The organism is Streptomyces sp. CLV115 (assembly GCF_038448545.1).
Taxonomy (GTDB): Bacteria; Actinomycetota; Actinomycetes; order Streptomycetales; family Streptomycetaceae; genus Streptomyces; species Streptomyces sanglieri.
On the sequence record NZ_JBCEWQ010000008.1, the window covers coordinates 18,779 to 34,911 of the forward strand.

The window sequence follows — 16,133 nt, forward strand, 5'->3', positions numbered from 1 at the left end:
GAGCCGCTGTCCAGGCTGCGGTTCATGTGTCTGGGGTGCCGAGGTCGATCATGGGGGTGGTGTTGGTGACGACGCGGACAGAGTGATTGAGGGCGTAGGCGGCCAGGGCGATGGAGAGCTTCGGTTCCGAGGCGGAGTGCCGCGCGATTGCGCGCAGGTGGTGTAGCAGTTCAGGTGTCAGCCGGACTCGGCCCTGAAGCAGGCGGGGGCGGTCCGTTCCGTGATGCGCGGCCAGTCGCGCGGCGTGCGCGCGGTCGGGCTTCTCGACAAGCCCGGCCATGGTGCAGTCCGGTCCGGTGCCGGAGCAGATGATCACTCCGTGGCTGCCCGCGGCTTCAAGGTCGAACGGTCGTGCGAGGACCGCGGGGGCGCGTGGAGTGGCTGCGGCCATGAGTTCGGAGAGCGCCGAGTGGCTCGGGTCCACGTTGTCAGCGAAGGCCACGCAGATATCCCCGGTGTGCAGGTGTTCGGCGCCGTTGAGTGCAGAGGTGACGTCGGCGTACCGGCCGTGCTGAGGGATGAAGTCCACCCGTAAGCGTTCAGCGGGCGGGACATGACCTACGGGCTGGTGGGCCAGCCGCTGGTACCTGGACAGGGCCCCGGGGGTCAACACCTGGCGGGCCCAGTCGATGAGCGGGGCGTAGTAAGGGTGGTGGACCACAACGGCGCGATCGGCGCCGAGGACGGCAGCTTCTTCCAGAACGTGAACCAGGCCGGGACGTCCCTGGACCGGCCGCAGCTCCTTGGGCAGGAACGGGGACCAGCCACCTACGCGCGTGCCGAGTCCGCCAGCGGCGATGACAACCGCGATGGGATGAGACTTCATCCGTGTGCCCCCTTGCGCGGTCGTGGGGGCGTTAGCGTCTGAGCATGCATACACGAGTGACCGGCATCGTTATCGAGGACAACGAGATCCTGCTCCTGGACCAGGACACCGACGGCCCGCGGTCGTGGAGCCTGCCGGGGGGCAAGGTGGAAGAAGGAGAGACCCTGGCCGAGGCCCTGGTGCGGGAGATGCGGGAGGAGACCGGGGTCGAGGTCGAGGTCGGGCGCCTGCTGTACGTGTGCGACAACGTCAAGGCCCATGTTGTTCACGTCACTTTCGAGGCCCGCCGGGTCGGCGGGCAGGTCGGGGCTGTCACCGAGGGTGTGGACACACGCCCGATCCGGCAGGTCGCCTTCGTTAACATCGACGCCCTGCCGGACTTGGGCTTCACCGAGACATTCGTGAAACTGTGCAGGGAGGATTTCCCTGGGGCCGGCTCGTACATGGGCCCCAAGTCCGCTATCGGCCTATGAGCTGGCGGCGGTCCCGGTCAGCGCGGTGACCAGGAGGCGGTCCTGCTCGCCCAGCGAGAGGCCAGGAGCACCGAGGCCGTCGATCCAGGTGTTGATCCGGTGGGCCAGCTCCCACGCGCCGAGGCCGGTGGCCTGGGTGGTGTGGCGATCGCGTACGAGGCGGACACCGATACCACGCGAGGAGCCGAGCAGGTATCGCGAACGCATGGCTCTGATCGCCTCCGTGGTCCCCGGGGTGTTCCACGCGGCAACGAACAGGAAGCGCTGCTCGGGCTCTGCCTCACTCCGGGTGGGGCCGTCTCCACACCAGATCTGGAGGTTGCCGACCATGTGGTGCACTTGCCCGGCCGTTCGCCCGGGTTCGGCGACGGGCGAGGTGTCGCCTGCCAAGTAGTCGCAGTTGTGCGCCGGCAGCCCGTTCGGGGGTTCGCGCAGCTCGTACAGGTTGTCACCGGCCAACCATTCGGCGGCGGTTGCGCTGACCTGCGCAGGAAGTGTCTGCCGGGCGTGAGACAGCGTGGATTGTGCGCTTTCGCTGACCAGCTCGGCAGTGTGTCGGCCGAGTTCTGCGACGAGACTGCTCTTCTGGCCGGTGGTCGCGAACGTCGCGTCGAGAGGCTTTCCGTCGTCATGGTGAGGGGGCCGGCGTTGCTCGTCGGCCGGCAGGGCGAAGGCCAGTCGGGCAGTGATCCGGGTCATTGTCTCCACCGGGTCGTTGACGTGCTGCTCGTAGGAAACGACGGTGTGTTCGCGCTTGGCTAAGGCGTGGGCCAGCAGCAACGCGTTCACCGCGATCAGACGTCCGAGCGCGGTCGGTTCGTCAGCGGCGTCCTGCGGTAGCAATGGTTCGAACCCGTCGCGCCAGCGGGGGGTGCGGGCAGTGGCTGCGACCTGGGCATAGCGCCCGGCATAGGCCCACCGCGTCCATAATCGGCCGCGGGCAAAGCTGGAGGCTATTCCCACTGGAGCGCGGGTGAGGACCAGGGCGGGAGAGCTGGGGAGCAGCGAAAGCACCGTGTCCGCGGCGAAGAAGAGGTTGGTTTCCTTGACCAGGTGTCGTGGACGTCCGTAGAGGTCGCTGAGTGCGCACGTCAGGTGGTGCAGCTCCAGATCACCGAGCCATGCCTCACTGGTCAGGTCGAGCGGGATGCGGTCGTGAGGGGAGAGGGGGTGCTTCCTGCTGAGCTGTTGCCGGAAGGGCTCGTTGTGCTGAGGCATTGCCGCACGCAGGGAATCGGACAGCCAGTTTGACCCCACACGTTCGAAGATTCCCAGGGCCAGCACCGGCGCGGACGGACCTTCGGGTTCGTGCTGCTCGAAGAGCGCCGCTACGCGCGCGGCGATGCCTTCGGCCGTTCGCGGGACAACAGGGGCATCTACATCGCGTTGAATCATCTCGGATTCCTCTTCCGGCCCGCCAGGGCCTGTGCTGCGCGGCGTATGTACTACGCCGCGCAGGGGCGATCCTGAAGATCTATGGGCAGGTGCACGTTCGGAGGGGGACTGTTCGGCCCGCATGCAGAGTGGCGAGACCTGCCGTCGCACGGGCCCGCGCCCGTGATGGCAAGGATGCCAAGGCGTCCTTGACGGGAAGGATCCTCGGCGTCGCACGCCGGTCCCCAGGTGCCAGCTCTACCGCTTCGTTCCAGGGGATGGGGAGTGAGGCGAGGAGATGGACGATCACCTGTCGACGGCGCATCTGCACATGGTCGATCGCGACCGGGACAAAGACCGGTGCGACTGTTCCGAACAGGGCACGGCGTGCGGCCTGCTCCGGAACCTGCCGGCCGGTGATCGGAGCGCCGGGTAACACGAAGTCTCCGCGACCGCTGGTGTCATTGAGGAGCAGGTGATCCGGCTCGACGCGGACGAGTACAGAAGCCCACAGGATCGGGGGCCGCCAGTTCTCATACGAGGCCCTGGTCTGAGGCTCGCTCGCATGCGCCGCCCATGCCGCTGCGGACGCCGACATCACAGCCACCCGTTAGCCGTGACGGACACAATCTGGCGTAGGTGTTCCGGGTTGCTGGTACTGGGGATGGGAGCTACATGGCTGCCGAGCTGGAGCAGCCAGTGGAGGGCTGTTGCCATCCTCTCCTCGTGGGCCAGGTTCCCGGCGTCGAGCGGCCGGTACGGCACGTACGGAATGCCGAGGTCCCGGCAGAGTTCGAGCGCCGGATCGTACCGGTCGATGAGGTTGAGGACGTTCTGCACGGCTGCGACACTGATGTACTTGCCGGCCAGCCGGATACTTTCGGATGTCACCTTCGACAGGCCGATGTGCTCAATCTTGCCTTCGTCCTGCAGGGCCTGGAGTGTCCCGAGCTGGTCCGCGAGGGGAACCTCGGGATCGATGCGGTGGAGGTAGCAGAGGTCCAGGCGGTCCGTGTCCAGGCGGCGCAGGCTGGCTTCGACGCTGGCCCGGAGGTAGACGGGATGCCCGTGCGGTGCCCACATGTTGGGTGCGGGGCGGACCATCCCCACCTTCGTGGCGATCAGCACATCGTCGGGGTACGGGTACAGGGCGTCCTTGATCAGGTGCTCCACGGTGTGCGGGCCGTAGGCGTCCGCGGTGTCGATGTGGGTGATGCCGTGGGTGTGAACGGCATGGCGGAGCACCCGGATTGCCTGGTGCCGGTCGTCGGGATCGCCCCAGATGCCCTGACCGGTCAGACGCATGGTGCCGAAGCCGAGGCGGGAGACGATCTTTCCGGCGATCGTGATGGTGCCCCCGGGCGGTGTGAGGCTCATACGGCAGCCTCCGCCTTGAGGCAGAGCTCAAGTGCCCTTTCGATGCCACGGCGGCGACTTTCGGCGTCGTTGGTGACGCGCAGGTGCGGCAGCTGCTCCTCGTCGAGGAGAGCGTGGACGTGCCGGTCGACCAGCGCGCGGTACCGGGCGTCGTAGTCGTGCCCCTCGTGGACGGGCGCGGACGGGTCCAGCACGGTTGCCAGAAGCAGGCTGTACTTCGGGACCTGCGTCAGCGCGAGCAGCCGAAGACGGTCCCGGTCCAGACGGTGCGCGCGTTCCCCGCGAAACTCCGTGGCCGCGTTGAAGTAGGCAATGGCGTCGAGCGGGGCACGGTCGGCGAGGATGACTTCCGCGCCTTGCGCGGCGCCGACGATTTCATCGGCGATGCCCTGCGTGATGATCCACTCGGTGGATTCGATGGTGTGGTTGTGCATCTTCGGCAGGCCGATGCCTGCGGCGCGCTTGGCCAGGCGGCCCGTGCGGGCCACAGTCACCCCGTGGCCGCGCAGTTCCATCTCGATGCGCTTGAGCAGCATCGTCTTGCCGGTGGAGTGGGTGCCGAGCACCCCGATACGGATGGGCGGATTGGTGGTCACCACAGGGTAGGGTCCTCTTCCGGTTGGGGGGCGCCAGGCATGTTGGGCGGCACGGCCGCGGCAACGAGCTGGTCCCAGGTGTCGTACTGGGCGGACATGGCGATGAGGAGCCGGGCGGTCGCGTAGGCGTCGAACGTGGCCCGATGGCGCTGCCCGGGGGCCTGGCTCAGGTCCGGCGCCGCGTGTTCGATCAGGGCGTCGAGACTGTACTTGGGCAGGCCGGGGTAGGTGGCCTTGGCGAGGCGAAGCGTGTCGATGACTCCGGCCGGCTGCCACTGCGGCATGTGCGCGGACAGGACGCGGTAGTCCACGTGGGCGTGGTGGGCGGCGATCCACGCCGTGCCGAGCAGGCCGTGGACCGCGCCCTGGATCTCCTCCCAGCCCGGCTTGTCTTCGAGCACCTGGTTGGTGAGGCCGTGCACCCGCGCGGCGAAGGGCGTGACCGGCCGCTTCGGCTTGGTCAGCCACGCGCCGGCGGTGCTCTTGTCGAGCTGCCCGTCACGAACGGGAAGCGCGGCGACCTCGACCAGATCAGGCGGGTTGGTGCCGTTGCCCTCGACATCGACAACGAACAAGGCGGGCCAGGAGGAGAAGTTCATGCGCTGGGTGTTCCGTTCTCCGCCGTCCAGCCGATCTCGGCTCGGCCGTGCTGGCGGTAGTGATGAGGCTTGGCTCGGTCGTGGCACTGGTAGCCGAAGCCGTGCTGGAGGTAGTAGCGCGGCGGTTCGTCCAGTCCCTCAACGACGATCGCACGATCGTTGACCTCGACCTCGCCGGTCGCGCCGAGCCCGCGCGCCTCCCGAGTGACGTCCTTCAGATCCGGCTGGACCCAGGCGGCCTCACACTTCGCGATCTGCTCGGCCGGGCAGATGTCGCACAGCTCACGGATACCGAAGTGACCGTTGTAGTCGGCCTCCCCATGCGCATACGCGACACCGCACGAGGTCTTTCGGAACAACGCCCCCCAGGACGTGTCCTGCTCGAAGGCGTCGAGTATCCGCTGCTCCGCGGCCTCGGGCATGATCTTGCGCCGGGCGGTGTCCTCGTACGGCATCTCCAGGCCGTGCGCCTCGTAGTACGCGACGATCTCCTTGCGGAAGAACAGACCGGTGAAGACAGTGGCGTGCGCATGCTGGGACAGTTCGTGCGCGCGGGCGATGTCGGCGGCGGAGTCGTTGAGACCCGGGACGATGGGACGCCAGTACAGGACGGTGCGGTACCGCTCGGCGTGCTCGTACAGGGTGCGAAGGCTCTCGGCGGCGATGTTGCTGTCCACCGGCTCGATCCGTTCGTCCTGGATATTCGAGTGGGTCACCAGGACGGTCAGCCGCAGGTTGGCGAAGCTGTTGAGGACGGCGCAGTCCTCGGGAGCGACGCGCCACCGGGTGATGATCAGGACGTGATTGGTCAGCCCCTGGTCGTCGAGCTGGCGCAGCACATTGAAGACGTGGAGCTTGACGACGGGCAGCATCGGGTCCGTGGCCCGGTTCAGCAGCTGGATCGGGGTCTGGTGCGGGCGGAAGTAGCAGTGGCCTACGAGGCGGCGCACGGCTTCCTCGTCGCTCATCAGACGGCGGGGAACCTTCATCTCGAAGTTCTGGAAGAGGTGGCGCACGCAGTACCCGCAGTCGAGCGGGCAGCCGACGATCCAGTTCAGCGAGAGTCCCGACTTGCGGTACTCGATCACGTCGGCGAGTTCTCGCTTCAGGCCGCCGATCTTGTCGGGCGTGAGGATCGGCAGGGCCCGCCGGGCTCCGATGGTGGGAGTACTCATCAGGTCTCCAGGTGTGAGTCAGGCTTGCGCGGGCGTGCTCTGCGACGGAAATTCCGGGATGAGGAGGTCGCGGCGGCCGGCGCCGAACCAGGTCCCGAAGTCGCGTCGGGCCGCGTCGGGGTCGTCGCTGGTGTGGACGAGGTTGCGCACGAGCCGCTTCCCGGCGAGCGCCGCGGCAAGGCTGTCGTCGCCGAGGTCGCCGCGGATCGTGCCGGGCGCGGCCTGCGTAGGGTCGAAATGCCCCAGCAGATCACGCAGCCGGGCGTGCATCCCCGGCTCGCCGTAGGCTAGAGCGACGGCGACGCTCCGCCCGGCGTACGCGTCGTCCAGGCACGACGGGATGTCCCGGTCGGGGAACCAGTCGCGGTCCACCAGGAGATCCCAGTAGTGCACGTGGGCCTGCCACGACTGCGCGGTGGCCTCTCGACGGTTCGCGATGGTGACACCCGTCGCGGCGATCCGTTCCAGGACGACATCGACCAGACCGCGTTCCACCGCGTCCGGCTTGCACAGGATGACCGAGCATCGGCCGAAGTCGGAGACCTCCAGGGCGCGGCCGGGGCCGGGGCCGTACCAGGTCCCGAAGTCGCGGCGGGCAGATTCCGGATCGTCGGAGGTGTGCACGAGGTTCCGTACGAGTCGGCCTCCCCTGGCGGCAGCCGCGAGGCTGTCGTTGGCGAGGTCGCCACGGATCGTGCCGACCACGGCCTTGGTGGGGTCGGTGTGTCCGATCAACCGCCGAAGACGGGCGTGGATATCGGGACCGCCGTGCGCCAGGGCGACCGTGACGCGCTGCCCCGAGTACGCGTCGTCAATGCGCGCGGGCAGATCCGCGGGTAAGCGTCCCGGGTCGGCCAGCATGTCGCGGTAGGCGACATGGGCCTGCCACGGCTCCGCGGTCAGCTCCGTCCGCGCGCGGACGGAGACACCAGCTCCTTCGATCCGTTCCAGAACGGCATCGACCAGGCCGCGTTCCACTGCATCGGGTTTGCACAGGACGACGGCCCAGCGGTCGAAGTCGATCCCCTCGACCACCGCGCCGGACGCCGGCTTCCGGCTCATCGCGCGCCCCCCATGGTCGCGCAGGCCGCCCACTTGTGGGCGAGGAGCCATCGCAGGCCGGGGTGCAGGGCATCGAGCACGTCGCGTCCGACCGTGTCGGTCCCGTCGTGCTGGATCTGCCGGTACGCCTCGAACAACAGCAGGGCCTGCTGCCAGTAGGCGTCCACGTCCAAGTGCGCGATCTCGTCCGCGCTGTACTGCACCGTGTTGGTGCGCAGCAGTTCCTCGTGCGCCATGAGACGGCTGATCGTGTCGGGGCCGGTCTCCGCGGACATGGCAGGGAAAGGGAACTGCTGGGGGGCGCGACGCAGCTCGGCCTCGTTCAGCACCTGGCGGACACGCTCGGTGTTCCGGTCGTTGACGTGCGCGGACCCGATGGTGTGCGTGTAGTGGCCCAGTTCCAGGCCGAGTTGGATGGCTGCGTACTCCTGGAGCATCGTGAAACTGAAGACGTCGGACAGGAGGCCGCAGTCGAGGTCGTTGGCCCGCATGTGGCACACCATGTGGAGCCGCCCCTCGCGAACGAGCAGGTGGAGGCCCGCCAGGCACGCCATGTCAGGGTTGTCAGCGATGGCCAACTCGTCGGCGGAGAAGACGGGAAGGTACCCGCGCTTGCTGTCCGCCTCCGAACGCAGAAGCTCCAGCACACGGTCGAAGGGGGACACCGTGTCACCGTCGGCGGGGTTGAACAGGGTGTGCCCGTAGGCAGATCCGCCGAGGGTGGCTCCGTCGGCGGAGCTGGAGCGCATGGACGGCGCGTAGTAGCTGATCATCTCCAGGTCCCGGCGACCGGCGAGATACCAGAGCGCTTCGGCGAAATGGAAGACCGGGTTGACCTTGCGCTGCGCGAGGTAGGGCAGCCGTTGACGAGGATTCGGAAGGCGGAAGCCGACACCGATCACCTCACGGGCGTCGTTGCCGCGCGCCGCGATGCGGTGGTCGTAGTCCTCGTACACCAGCCTCAGCAGGCCCACGTAGGCCCCTTCTATACCGGCATAGGAGTGTGCTCTGAGCATGAGTTCTCCATGTCGAGACGCAGCCGCGTACTGCGGCTGAAGGACGGAAGTGAAGGTTGTGCGTCGGTCTTGCGGAATGGGGCTTCATGGGAGGTCCGGGACTGCGGCCGGGCCGTGTCCCTGCTTGCCGGCCGCCCGGCCGGTTCATCAGGAAGACAGGGCAAAGTCCGCGATCACGGGCAGGTGGTCCGACAATGCGCGGACCTCCGGAGTGCTGACGACTTTCAAGGCCCGCAGCCGGCCGGCCACTCCGGCAGCGGGCAGGATGTAGTCGGACCTCATGGGATAGGACTCGCGGTCCGACCAGTGCCCGACGGTCGCCGCCCATGGATGCCCGAGATCGCTGACCGGGTCGCGGAATCCCGCGTTGCGCAAGCTGGCCAGGGCATCCCGGTTCGAAGGCCCGTAGGTGCCGTCCGGATTGAGCCGGCGGTGACGGGAGTGCAGCTCTGCCGGGAGCCAGTCCCAGTTCTGTGGCTCCGGATCACCCGGCCACATTCCGTTGAGGTCACCCGCCACAATGCCGTCGTCGGCTGCACCGAACTCGGTGACCCAACTCGCTTCGAATGCCCTGACCTCCGGTGAGAATGGTGCGAAGTGCGTGCTGAGCAGCCGGAAAGACCATCCGGATTCCTCCGCAATGAGATCCGCACTTGACAGAGCGTGGTGGAATTTCCCCTCCGCCGCGTCCGGCACGAAATCCTGGAAAGACACCCGGCCGGGCCGCACCAGAGTCATCAGATGACAGCCGTGGCTGCCCGACGGCGCCAGCCTCCACTCCATCCCCAGGGCCTCACCCGTGGCCTTAGACGTTGTTTCTGTTGGTGGTTGCCCTGCGTGACGGCAGGGTTCGACGTCCTGCTAGAACCCAGTCATGGCATACAGATTCACCGCTCGTGTGGTGGCGGCAGAGATCGATTTGGACAACGACGTAGTGCAGGCCGGTGTCTCCGAAGACGAAGACGGCGAGGGCTTCTTCCTGCTGTTCATGAGCAACATCGGCGAACCGTCCCGGCAGAACGTGTCCCTCGGTTTCGACAGCCATTGCCTGGTAACACCAGACCAGGGAACGGCCTATGGCTGCGTCCGTGGAGTAGCTCTGTCGGACGGGCTGCTCACGGTGTCGCTGGACCCTGCTTCCTTGGATGATCTGGGACTGGATGAGGCTGAGATCGAGGCGGAACTCGACGCGCCCGACGAAGACATCGAGCGGATGCGGGAGGTGCTCGCCCAAGTGCTGGCGTATGGGAGGGAGGAAGCTCGGCCCTGGCGTGTCGACCTGTAGGTCCACCTCTGCGTCATAGTCGGCGGTGGCAGATGAGGACTGCGGCTATGCCGACGAAGGCGAGGAAGTGTTCCGACTTCCGCTCGTAGCGGCGGTGGAGTCGGCGGCAGCCGGCCAGCCAGGACACGGTCCTTTCGACCACCCATCGGTGCCGGCCGAGCCGCTGTGAGGACTCGATGCCCTTGCGTGCAATGCGGTGGCGGATACCGCGCTCACGGAGCCATCGGCGCAGGTGGTCGTAGTCGTAGCCCTTGTCGGCGTGGAGCTTGCCGGGCCGCCGGCGGCGCGGGCCGCGGCGGGAGCGGATGGGCGGGATGCCGCGCACGAGCGGCTCAAGGCCCTGGCTGTCGTGCATGTTGGCGCCGGAGATGCCCAGCGACAGAGGCAGTCCATTCCGGTCGGTGATCAGATGGATCTTCGACCCCAACTTGCCACGATCGGTCGGATTCGGTCCCGTCCACGGCCCCCTTTTGCCGCCCGCACGCTGACTGAGTCGATCACGCACCTCGACCAGTCCAGCTCGCCACGGGCACCGAGTTCGTCGAGGACGACGCGGTGGAGCTTCGCCCACACCCGAGCCTGGCTCCACTGTGCAAAGCGCCGGTAGACCGTGGGCCAGGCCGAGCCGAACACCGGCGGGAGCTGCCGCCATGTGCAGCCCGAGGTGGCGACAAAGATGATCGCGGCCAGTGCCTCCCGGTCACCCGCCCGCCGCCGACCCCCGCCCTGCGGACGCTTCGCCTCCATGGGCGGCACCACCCGCCGGAACAGCGCCCACAACTCGTCCGGCACCAACCGCTCAACCAGATCCGCCATGCACAGTTCAACGAACGATCAAGCCATAAGAAACGTCGTCTAAGAGAAGCAATCGAATCGGCCACAGGGGTATTCCAGAAGACGAAGGTCCGCCTGCCTTGGGGCAGCGCACGCCGCTGGTGTAGCCGTCACGCATGGTGACAAGAGTCCAGCGTCGCACCAGCGACTGTCGGCCCCACGAGGTGCGAGGTTCGTACGTCAGTGCCCGGCCGGCACAAGGGGGATGAGCGAGGGCGCCGTGGTCCAGGTCAAGGCCGCAGGAGGTATCCCCGGCCCGAGTCAGACGACGCGAGAACCTGACAGCGGAGCTAGTCAGTCGAGCGCGAACCTGCCGGGCAGTGACCACTGCCCGGAGTGGCGGTCCGGATCGGCTACGGAGGGACCGCTTCCTGGGCGCGATTCCGTCAGGAATGGGATCGGCTGCACCGTCGTGGCGCAAACCGCGGTGGTGGTGCAGTGTGGAAGGCGTGGGCTACAGGCAGGCGCGAGCAGGTCTCGGGCAGCCGTGGCAGCCGAGCCACCTGCTGCTATTGATCCCTGTTGTGCTCATCGTTGTGATCACTGCCGCGGACATCGCGACTGGGCCAAGCATCGCTCTCGGCCCCCTGCTGGTGGTCGCGCCCACGCTCACCGCGTGGTTCGCGGGCCCCTGGACGACGGCCGGTATCGGGGTCCTGGCCATGGCGGGCGAGGCGATCAACGGCTGGTACGCCGGAAGGCTGTCTTCGCGGAACGTGGTGGTGGAGGTGATTGCTATCGCGGTGATCACCTCGTTGATCGTGGTCTTGTGTGCGGTGCGCGACCGGCACGCACGCCAGATGGTCCGGGTCCGGTCGGTCGCCGATGCTGCCCAGCAGGTGGTGATGTGGCCGCTGCCGAGGCGGCTCGGCTCGCTGCGGCTTGCCTGTGTTTATCTGGCTGCCGAGGAGGAGGCCGATATCGGCGGCGACCTGTATGCCGCCGTCCACACCGGCAGCGCGGCTCGCGTGATGATCGGCGACGTGAGGGGCAAGGGTTTGCCCGCCCTGGGCGAGGCCGCCCTTCTGCTCGGCGCCTTCCGCGAGGCCGCCCACCAGCAGGCATCCCTGCCCGACCTGGCCGCTTCCCTGGAACGGAGCATGACCCGCTACCTTGCCGACTTCGAACCGGAGGGCGAGGCGGGAGAACGCTTCGTGACCGCTCTTCTGGTCGAGATCGCCGACGCCGAGCCCCTGGTCCGCATGACCAGCTGCGGTCACCCGGCACCCCTGTTGCTCGGCCCCGACAACACCGTCCACGTGCCCCGCCTCCACCCCGGGCCCCCACTTGGCGTCGGCGTCACGGATCCCGACAGTCACATTGTTGATGTCCTGCCCTTCGGCCCTGAGGACACGCTGGTCCTGTACACCGACGGTGTCATCGAAGCCCGTGACCACAACGGCGTCTTCTACCCGTTCGCGGAACGCGCAGCCCAGTGGACCGACCACCTTCCGGAGGCGTTGCTCCAGCACATCGAACGCGACCTGATCGCCCACGCCGGCGGACGCCTCGGCGACGATGTCGCCCTCCTCGCCATCCGCCGGGCCCATATCTCCCATGACGAAGCGGAAGAAGGCGAACATTGACAGCGGTACGAGCGGAATGCCGAGCCCTCCCCAGAGGGCACTGGCGCGGTACGGGCGCCGCGGTCTCTGTTCCGGTCTCGGTCATTGCTTGTTCCGCGAGCGTCCGCCCTTGTTCCCCGGAGTCTGGGACGTCGCTGTCCCGTCCCATTCGACCTTCTCGCCAGGCACGTCGGTGACCAGGGGATAGACAAATCACGGTGAACACGGCAGCTCACGAAATCCCAGGAGACGTTGTCGTCCAGGTTGACGCGTGTGCAGACGTCCCAGCCTTCGTTGTCGGCGGTTTCCGTTCGTGAGTGTCTGGGAGGGCGGGCACCTTCGATGGAGGTCCAGACGGCCCGGCAAGGGCGAGTCACCGACGGATCAACGAGCTTCGGCCTGGGAAGCCGCCGCAGGCGGCTTCCCAGGCCGTGGTGGGAGCTCAGCCCGACCTCGCAACTATTCCGGAACGTTGGTGCTGTTCGGAGGATTGAATACGCAGAACTCGTTGCCCTCCGGGTCGGCAACGACGATCCAGCGAAAGCCGTGTTCACTTACTGAGCTTCTTCAGCGTTGCCGCTCCAGGGTGAGGATGGCCTTGGCGATTGACGTCATGCGGTTCGGACTACATCGGGATCTGCGGAAGATCCGCCAGGACTTCAAGCGGGCGACGCCGCGTTCGACCGGTGCCCGTGCCGCGGCCAGGGCTCGGTTGACGGTTTTCTCGGTGGGGGTGAGTTCCTGCAGGGGCCTGCGTTTGATGCCCGTCGTCAGCCAGGGGCCGGCGCCCTGGTAGGCGAGATCGGCCAGGATGGGGACGCCCTGCCGCTCGCAGATGCGGATGATCCGGTGGGTGCGGGCGGCGGTCAGATCGTGAGATCGGCCCGGCAGTGCGGGTGAGAGCCACAGCAGGCGGCCGTGCGGATCGGTGACCAGCTGCACGTTCACGCCGTGCCGGCGGTGCTTGTGGGAGTAGTCCGCGCGTGAGTCGCCGACCCGGTCGCATTTGGCGAGGGTGCCGTCCAGCAGGACGAAGTCGGGGTCGGCCTCGCGCAGGACTTTGAGCAGCCCCGGCGCGCGTTGGACGAGCAGGTCGATGACCGCGCTGGTGTAGGCGTGGGCGGTGGACTCGCTGATCCCGAACCCGGCGGCGATCTTCGCCAGAGTGGTGTGTTCACGCAGGTACACCAGTGCCACCATCGCGCGCCGGGACGGGCGGAGCTTGCAGCGGCGGTCGCCCTCACGGGTGACGATGAGCATCGTGACCCACTCCACGAGGGCATGCGGCAGGTCGAGTGCGGCAGGATAGATGACCAACGAGGCCTCCGAGCAGTGTGATTGAGACGTCAGACATCTCGATCAACAGCTCGGGGGTCTCGCTCGTTGCGGCCCGCAGGCAGTCACCCGATCGGTGGCCATCTCGAAGAAGCTCACTGCACTACAGTTCAAAGCCCTGACCGGCCTCAACGAAGCTCCCGGAGCGTCTCTCAGTAATCTGCAGCATCGCAGGTAAAAGCGATCTCTCTACCGCAACACAGATGAGAACGCATAACCGCATCAGCTCCAGGGCTCTGGGCGTCGGCCAGCAGCTCGGGCACGCGGGTACGCGCCACAGGTTGAGCTCGGCTGCCATGTCTTGGAGCTGCCGAAGAGGCTTCGCGATGTGCCCGGCGAGACGGCATGATTGGGGGATGCTCATGTTATGGGAGCGCCTTTTGCGGCGTAAGTGGTGGTTTGCCTATTTTGTTTGTGCGATATTTATCGCGGTCAGTTTGACTTTCGCCGTATGGAACACCGTCAAGGGCAAGAAGTCTGAGGGTGTCGATGTTGCGACTCTTTCTGGTGTTCCGATCGGTGTGATCGCTTTGGTGCTCACCGTCGTGTTGTCGCGCAGGTCGGCCGAGGACGGTGGTGCCGCGCTCGCGCGCGAGCATGCCAAGGCACTGGCCACGCGAGTCCTGAAAAGTGAGAAGGCGGTGTGGCGGCAGTTACTGGGGGACGACACCCAGCGCATCAATGTCGCTTATGTTCTGCACCCTGCGGCCGAGCGGGCCGCGGTGGCTCCGGCGGCCGGGCGTACGTTCGCCGACGGTCTGGCCGGCTTGCCCGATGTTCTGGACTACTACCGTGCCACCCGGCCTCGGCGCCTGGTCGTCACCGGGGCCGCGGGGGCGGGAAAGACGGTCCTGGCCCTGGAGCTCATGCAAGCTCTCCTCGAAGGCCGTTCCGAGGGGGATCCCGTCCCAGTTCGGATCCCGCTGGCCCATTGGGACACCACCGAGCCCTTGGACACCCTGCTGAAACGGCGCCTGGCCGAGGCCTACGGCTTGCGCGTCGACAAGGCTGCCGGGCTGGTCAAACACGGAATGGTTCTGCCAGTCCTGGACGGGCTGGACGAGATGGACCCCCTGCGCCCGGACGGCACCCCCGACCCCGAAGCACCCCGCGCACACGCCGCCCTGGAAAAGCTCAACACCTACCAGGCCGACCGGGAAGCAGGACCGCTCGTCCTGACGTGCCGCACCAGTCACTACGACGCCCTCGCTTCCGTGTCCCGGCTGATCGACGCCGCCCGCGTCGCCATCGCCCCCATCGACACCCTCAACGCCATCGCCTACCTCCGCGCCCGGGCCCTGGACCGGCCCCGCTGGCAGCCCCTGACCGACCACCTCGACGCCCAGCCCACAGGCCCGCTCGCCACCACGCTGTCCACGCCCTGGCGGCTGTGCCTGACCGCCACCGTCTACCACCGCGACGGCAACCCCGCCGAACTGCTCCACCACACCAACGGACACGACCTCGACCAATACCTCCTGGCCCGGTACCTCCCCGCCACTACCACCAACACCCACAACCCCCGCGGATACCGGCCAGAAGACGTCCACCGCTGGCTCCATCACCTCACCAAACACCTCACCGGTACCACCACACGCGCCCCAGCCACCGACCTCACCCTCCACCACCTCTGGCCCCTCGCAGGCACCACCCGCACCCGCATCACCGACCTCCTCGTCACCACCACCCTCGCCTTCGCCCTCATCAGCACCTCCGCTGAGGCGGCATCAAAAACTGACCTGATCACCTCTGCCGTGATTGTCACGTTCATCAGCGCCGCCGCCTTCCGCCCGACGCCCAGGCCCAACCGTCTTGGCATTAACCGAGGAACACTCCAGGGCAAGTTCATCGCCAGGTTCTGGGCCGGATTCAAGACTTGGTTCGCCGTCGGATGCACGGTTGGCTTGACAAGCTTCCTCACGGGAACTTTCCAGGTCACACCCGGCGAAGGGGTCACTTTTGCGATACTCGGAGGCATCGGAACCGGCCTCATCGGCGGGTTCATGGGCGGGCTCTCAGGCGGGTTCGCGGCAGGATTCAAGACCTGGTTCCCGATCTGGTTCGCGGTTGGGTCTGCATTCGGCTTGGCAATCTGGTTCTCCGACCCCAATTCCGGCGAATTCGGCGGTGGGCCAGGAGTTTCGTTAATACTCGGACTCGTAACCGGGCCCATCGGCGGGCTCGCGGGTGGATTCATGCACGGACTCAAAGCGGAACCAACCACCGTGGCCAAACCGCGGGAAATCATCCGCGCCGACATGACTCACGGACTCCTGATCGGTCCCCTGTCCGGACTCCTGGCCGGACTCCTACCTATGCCCCTGATCCAACCGGCAAGCGCACTCTCGTTCGGAATCATCGTTGCTCTTGTGGTCGGATTCGCGAGCGGGCTCGGTCGCTCGGCACGGAGGTACACGCTGTTCCTGTTGTACTCACGCGGCAAGCTTCCTTTCCGTCTCGGTGTGTTCCTCGACTGGGCCGTCGCTGCCGGTCTCCTCCGCTACAACGGGCCCAGCTACCAGTTCCGCCACCGCGAACTCCAGCAATGGCTCAGCCAGCACCCCCACCCCTGAGCTTGTCATTTATGGTCCGACGTAGAACGCGGCTCGAACTTGA

The 16,133-nt window shown here is 67.0% G+C and carries 15 protein-coding genes; 4 read left to right on the plus strand and 11 right to left on the minus strand.

Translation table 11 applies throughout. The features are described 5' to 3' along the window. Window positions 1–22: 22 nt before the first annotated feature. A complete protein-coding gene (locus AADR41_RS04850; protein WP_342280114.1) occupies window positions 23–826 on the minus strand; it encodes an NTP transferase domain-containing protein in 804 nt (267 codons plus the stop codon). A 56-nt stretch (window positions 827–882) separates the two neighbouring features. On the opposite strand from AADR41_RS04850, the gene AADR41_RS04855 reads away from it, so the two are divergent. After that, a complete protein-coding gene (locus AADR41_RS04855; protein WP_342280115.1) occupies window positions 883–1,299 on the plus strand; it encodes an NUDIX hydrolase in 417 nt (138 codons plus the stop codon). Here the strand turns inward: AADR41_RS04855 and AADR41_RS04860 are convergent. The 8 genes from AADR41_RS04860 to AADR41_RS04895 form a co-directional block, all read right to left on the minus strand. Further along, complete coding sequence (locus AADR41_RS04860) at window positions 1,294–2,694, minus strand: hypothetical protein (protein WP_342280116.1); 1,401 nt, start codon at window positions 2,692–2,694, stop codon at window positions 1,294–1,296. The two genes, AADR41_RS04855 and AADR41_RS04860, sit on opposite strands and share 6 nt — an antisense overlap. A 576-nt stretch (window positions 2,695–3,270) precedes the next feature. Further along, complete coding sequence (locus tag AADR41_RS04865; RefSeq protein ID WP_342280117.1) at window positions 3,271–4,050, minus strand: aldo/keto reductase; 780 nt, start codon at window positions 4,048–4,050, stop codon at window positions 3,271–3,273. After that, entirely contained in the window at window positions 4,047–4,649 is a 603-nt protein-coding gene (locus AADR41_RS04870; protein WP_342280118.1) for an AAA family ATPase, read from the minus strand. The genes AADR41_RS04865 and AADR41_RS04870 overlap by 4 nt, the downstream gene beginning before the upstream one ends. Then, a complete protein-coding gene (locus AADR41_RS04875) occupies window positions 4,643–5,245 on the minus strand; it encodes a 3'-5' exonuclease (protein ID WP_342280119.1) in 603 nt (200 codons plus the stop codon). The genes AADR41_RS04870 and AADR41_RS04875 overlap by 7 nt, the downstream gene beginning before the upstream one ends. Continuing rightward, window positions 5,242–6,420 carry a radical SAM protein gene (locus AADR41_RS04880; RefSeq protein ID WP_342280120.1) on the minus strand — a complete coding sequence of 393 codons (1,179 nt, stop codon included), beginning with the start codon at window positions 6,418–6,420 and terminating at the stop codon, window positions 5,242–5,244. The genes AADR41_RS04875 and AADR41_RS04880 overlap by 4 nt, the downstream gene beginning before the upstream one ends. A gap of 18 nt (window positions 6,421–6,438) precedes the next feature. Continuing rightward, entirely contained in the window at window positions 6,439–7,482 is a 1,044-nt protein-coding gene (locus AADR41_RS04885) for a nucleoside-diphosphate kinase (RefSeq protein ID WP_342280121.1), read from the minus strand. Further along, complete coding sequence (locus tag AADR41_RS04890) at window positions 7,479–8,498, minus strand: thymidylate synthase (RefSeq protein ID WP_342280122.1); 1,020 nt, start codon at window positions 8,496–8,498, stop codon at window positions 7,479–7,481. The genes AADR41_RS04885 and AADR41_RS04890 overlap by 4 nt, the downstream gene beginning before the upstream one ends. Before the next feature lie 147 nt (window positions 8,499–8,645). Further along, window positions 8,646–9,281 (minus strand): endonuclease/exonuclease/phosphatase, encoded by a 636-nt coding sequence (locus AADR41_RS04895; RefSeq protein WP_342280123.1) that lies wholly within the window; start codon window positions 9,279–9,281, stop codon window positions 8,646–8,648. A gap of 91 nt (window positions 9,282–9,372) precedes the next feature. Between AADR41_RS04895 and AADR41_RS04900 the strand changes: the two genes are divergently transcribed. Continuing rightward, window positions 9,373–9,783 (plus strand): Imm10 family immunity protein, encoded by a 411-nt coding sequence (locus tag AADR41_RS04900; RefSeq protein WP_342280124.1) that lies wholly within the window; start codon window positions 9,373–9,375, stop codon window positions 9,781–9,783. Window positions 9,784–9,796: 13 nt separating this feature from the next. Here AADR41_RS04900 and AADR41_RS04905 read toward each other — a convergent pair. Next, window positions 9,797–10,599 (minus strand): IS5 family transposase gene (locus tag AADR41_RS04905; RefSeq protein WP_446750979.1). Its coding sequence is split into 2 segments (ribosomal slippage): window positions 9,797–10,242 and window positions 10,242–10,599, totalling 804 coding nucleotides; the frame shifts between segments, so codons are not numbered across the junction. Between the two features lie 467 nt (window positions 10,600–11,066). Here AADR41_RS04905 and AADR41_RS04910 point away from each other — a divergent pair. Then, the gene (locus AADR41_RS04910) at window positions 11,067–12,203 is read left to right on the plus strand and encodes a PP2C family protein-serine/threonine phosphatase (RefSeq protein ID WP_342280126.1); all 1,137 of its coding nucleotides are present in this window, start codon (window positions 11,067–11,069) and stop codon (window positions 12,201–12,203) included. 546 nt (window positions 12,204–12,749) lie between these two features. Here the strand turns inward: AADR41_RS04910 and AADR41_RS04915 are convergent. Next, window positions 12,750–13,499, minus strand: a complete 750-nt coding sequence (locus tag AADR41_RS04915) for a transposase family protein (protein WP_342280127.1) — start codon at window positions 13,497–13,499, stop codon at window positions 12,750–12,752. Window positions 13,500–13,873: 374 nt separating this feature from the next. Here AADR41_RS04915 and AADR41_RS04920 point away from each other — a divergent pair, with 374 nt between their 5' ends. Next, a complete protein-coding gene (locus tag AADR41_RS04920; protein WP_342280128.1) occupies window positions 13,874–16,090 on the plus strand; it encodes an NACHT domain-containing protein in 2,217 nt (738 codons plus the stop codon). Window positions 16,091–16,133 lie beyond the last annotated feature (43 nt).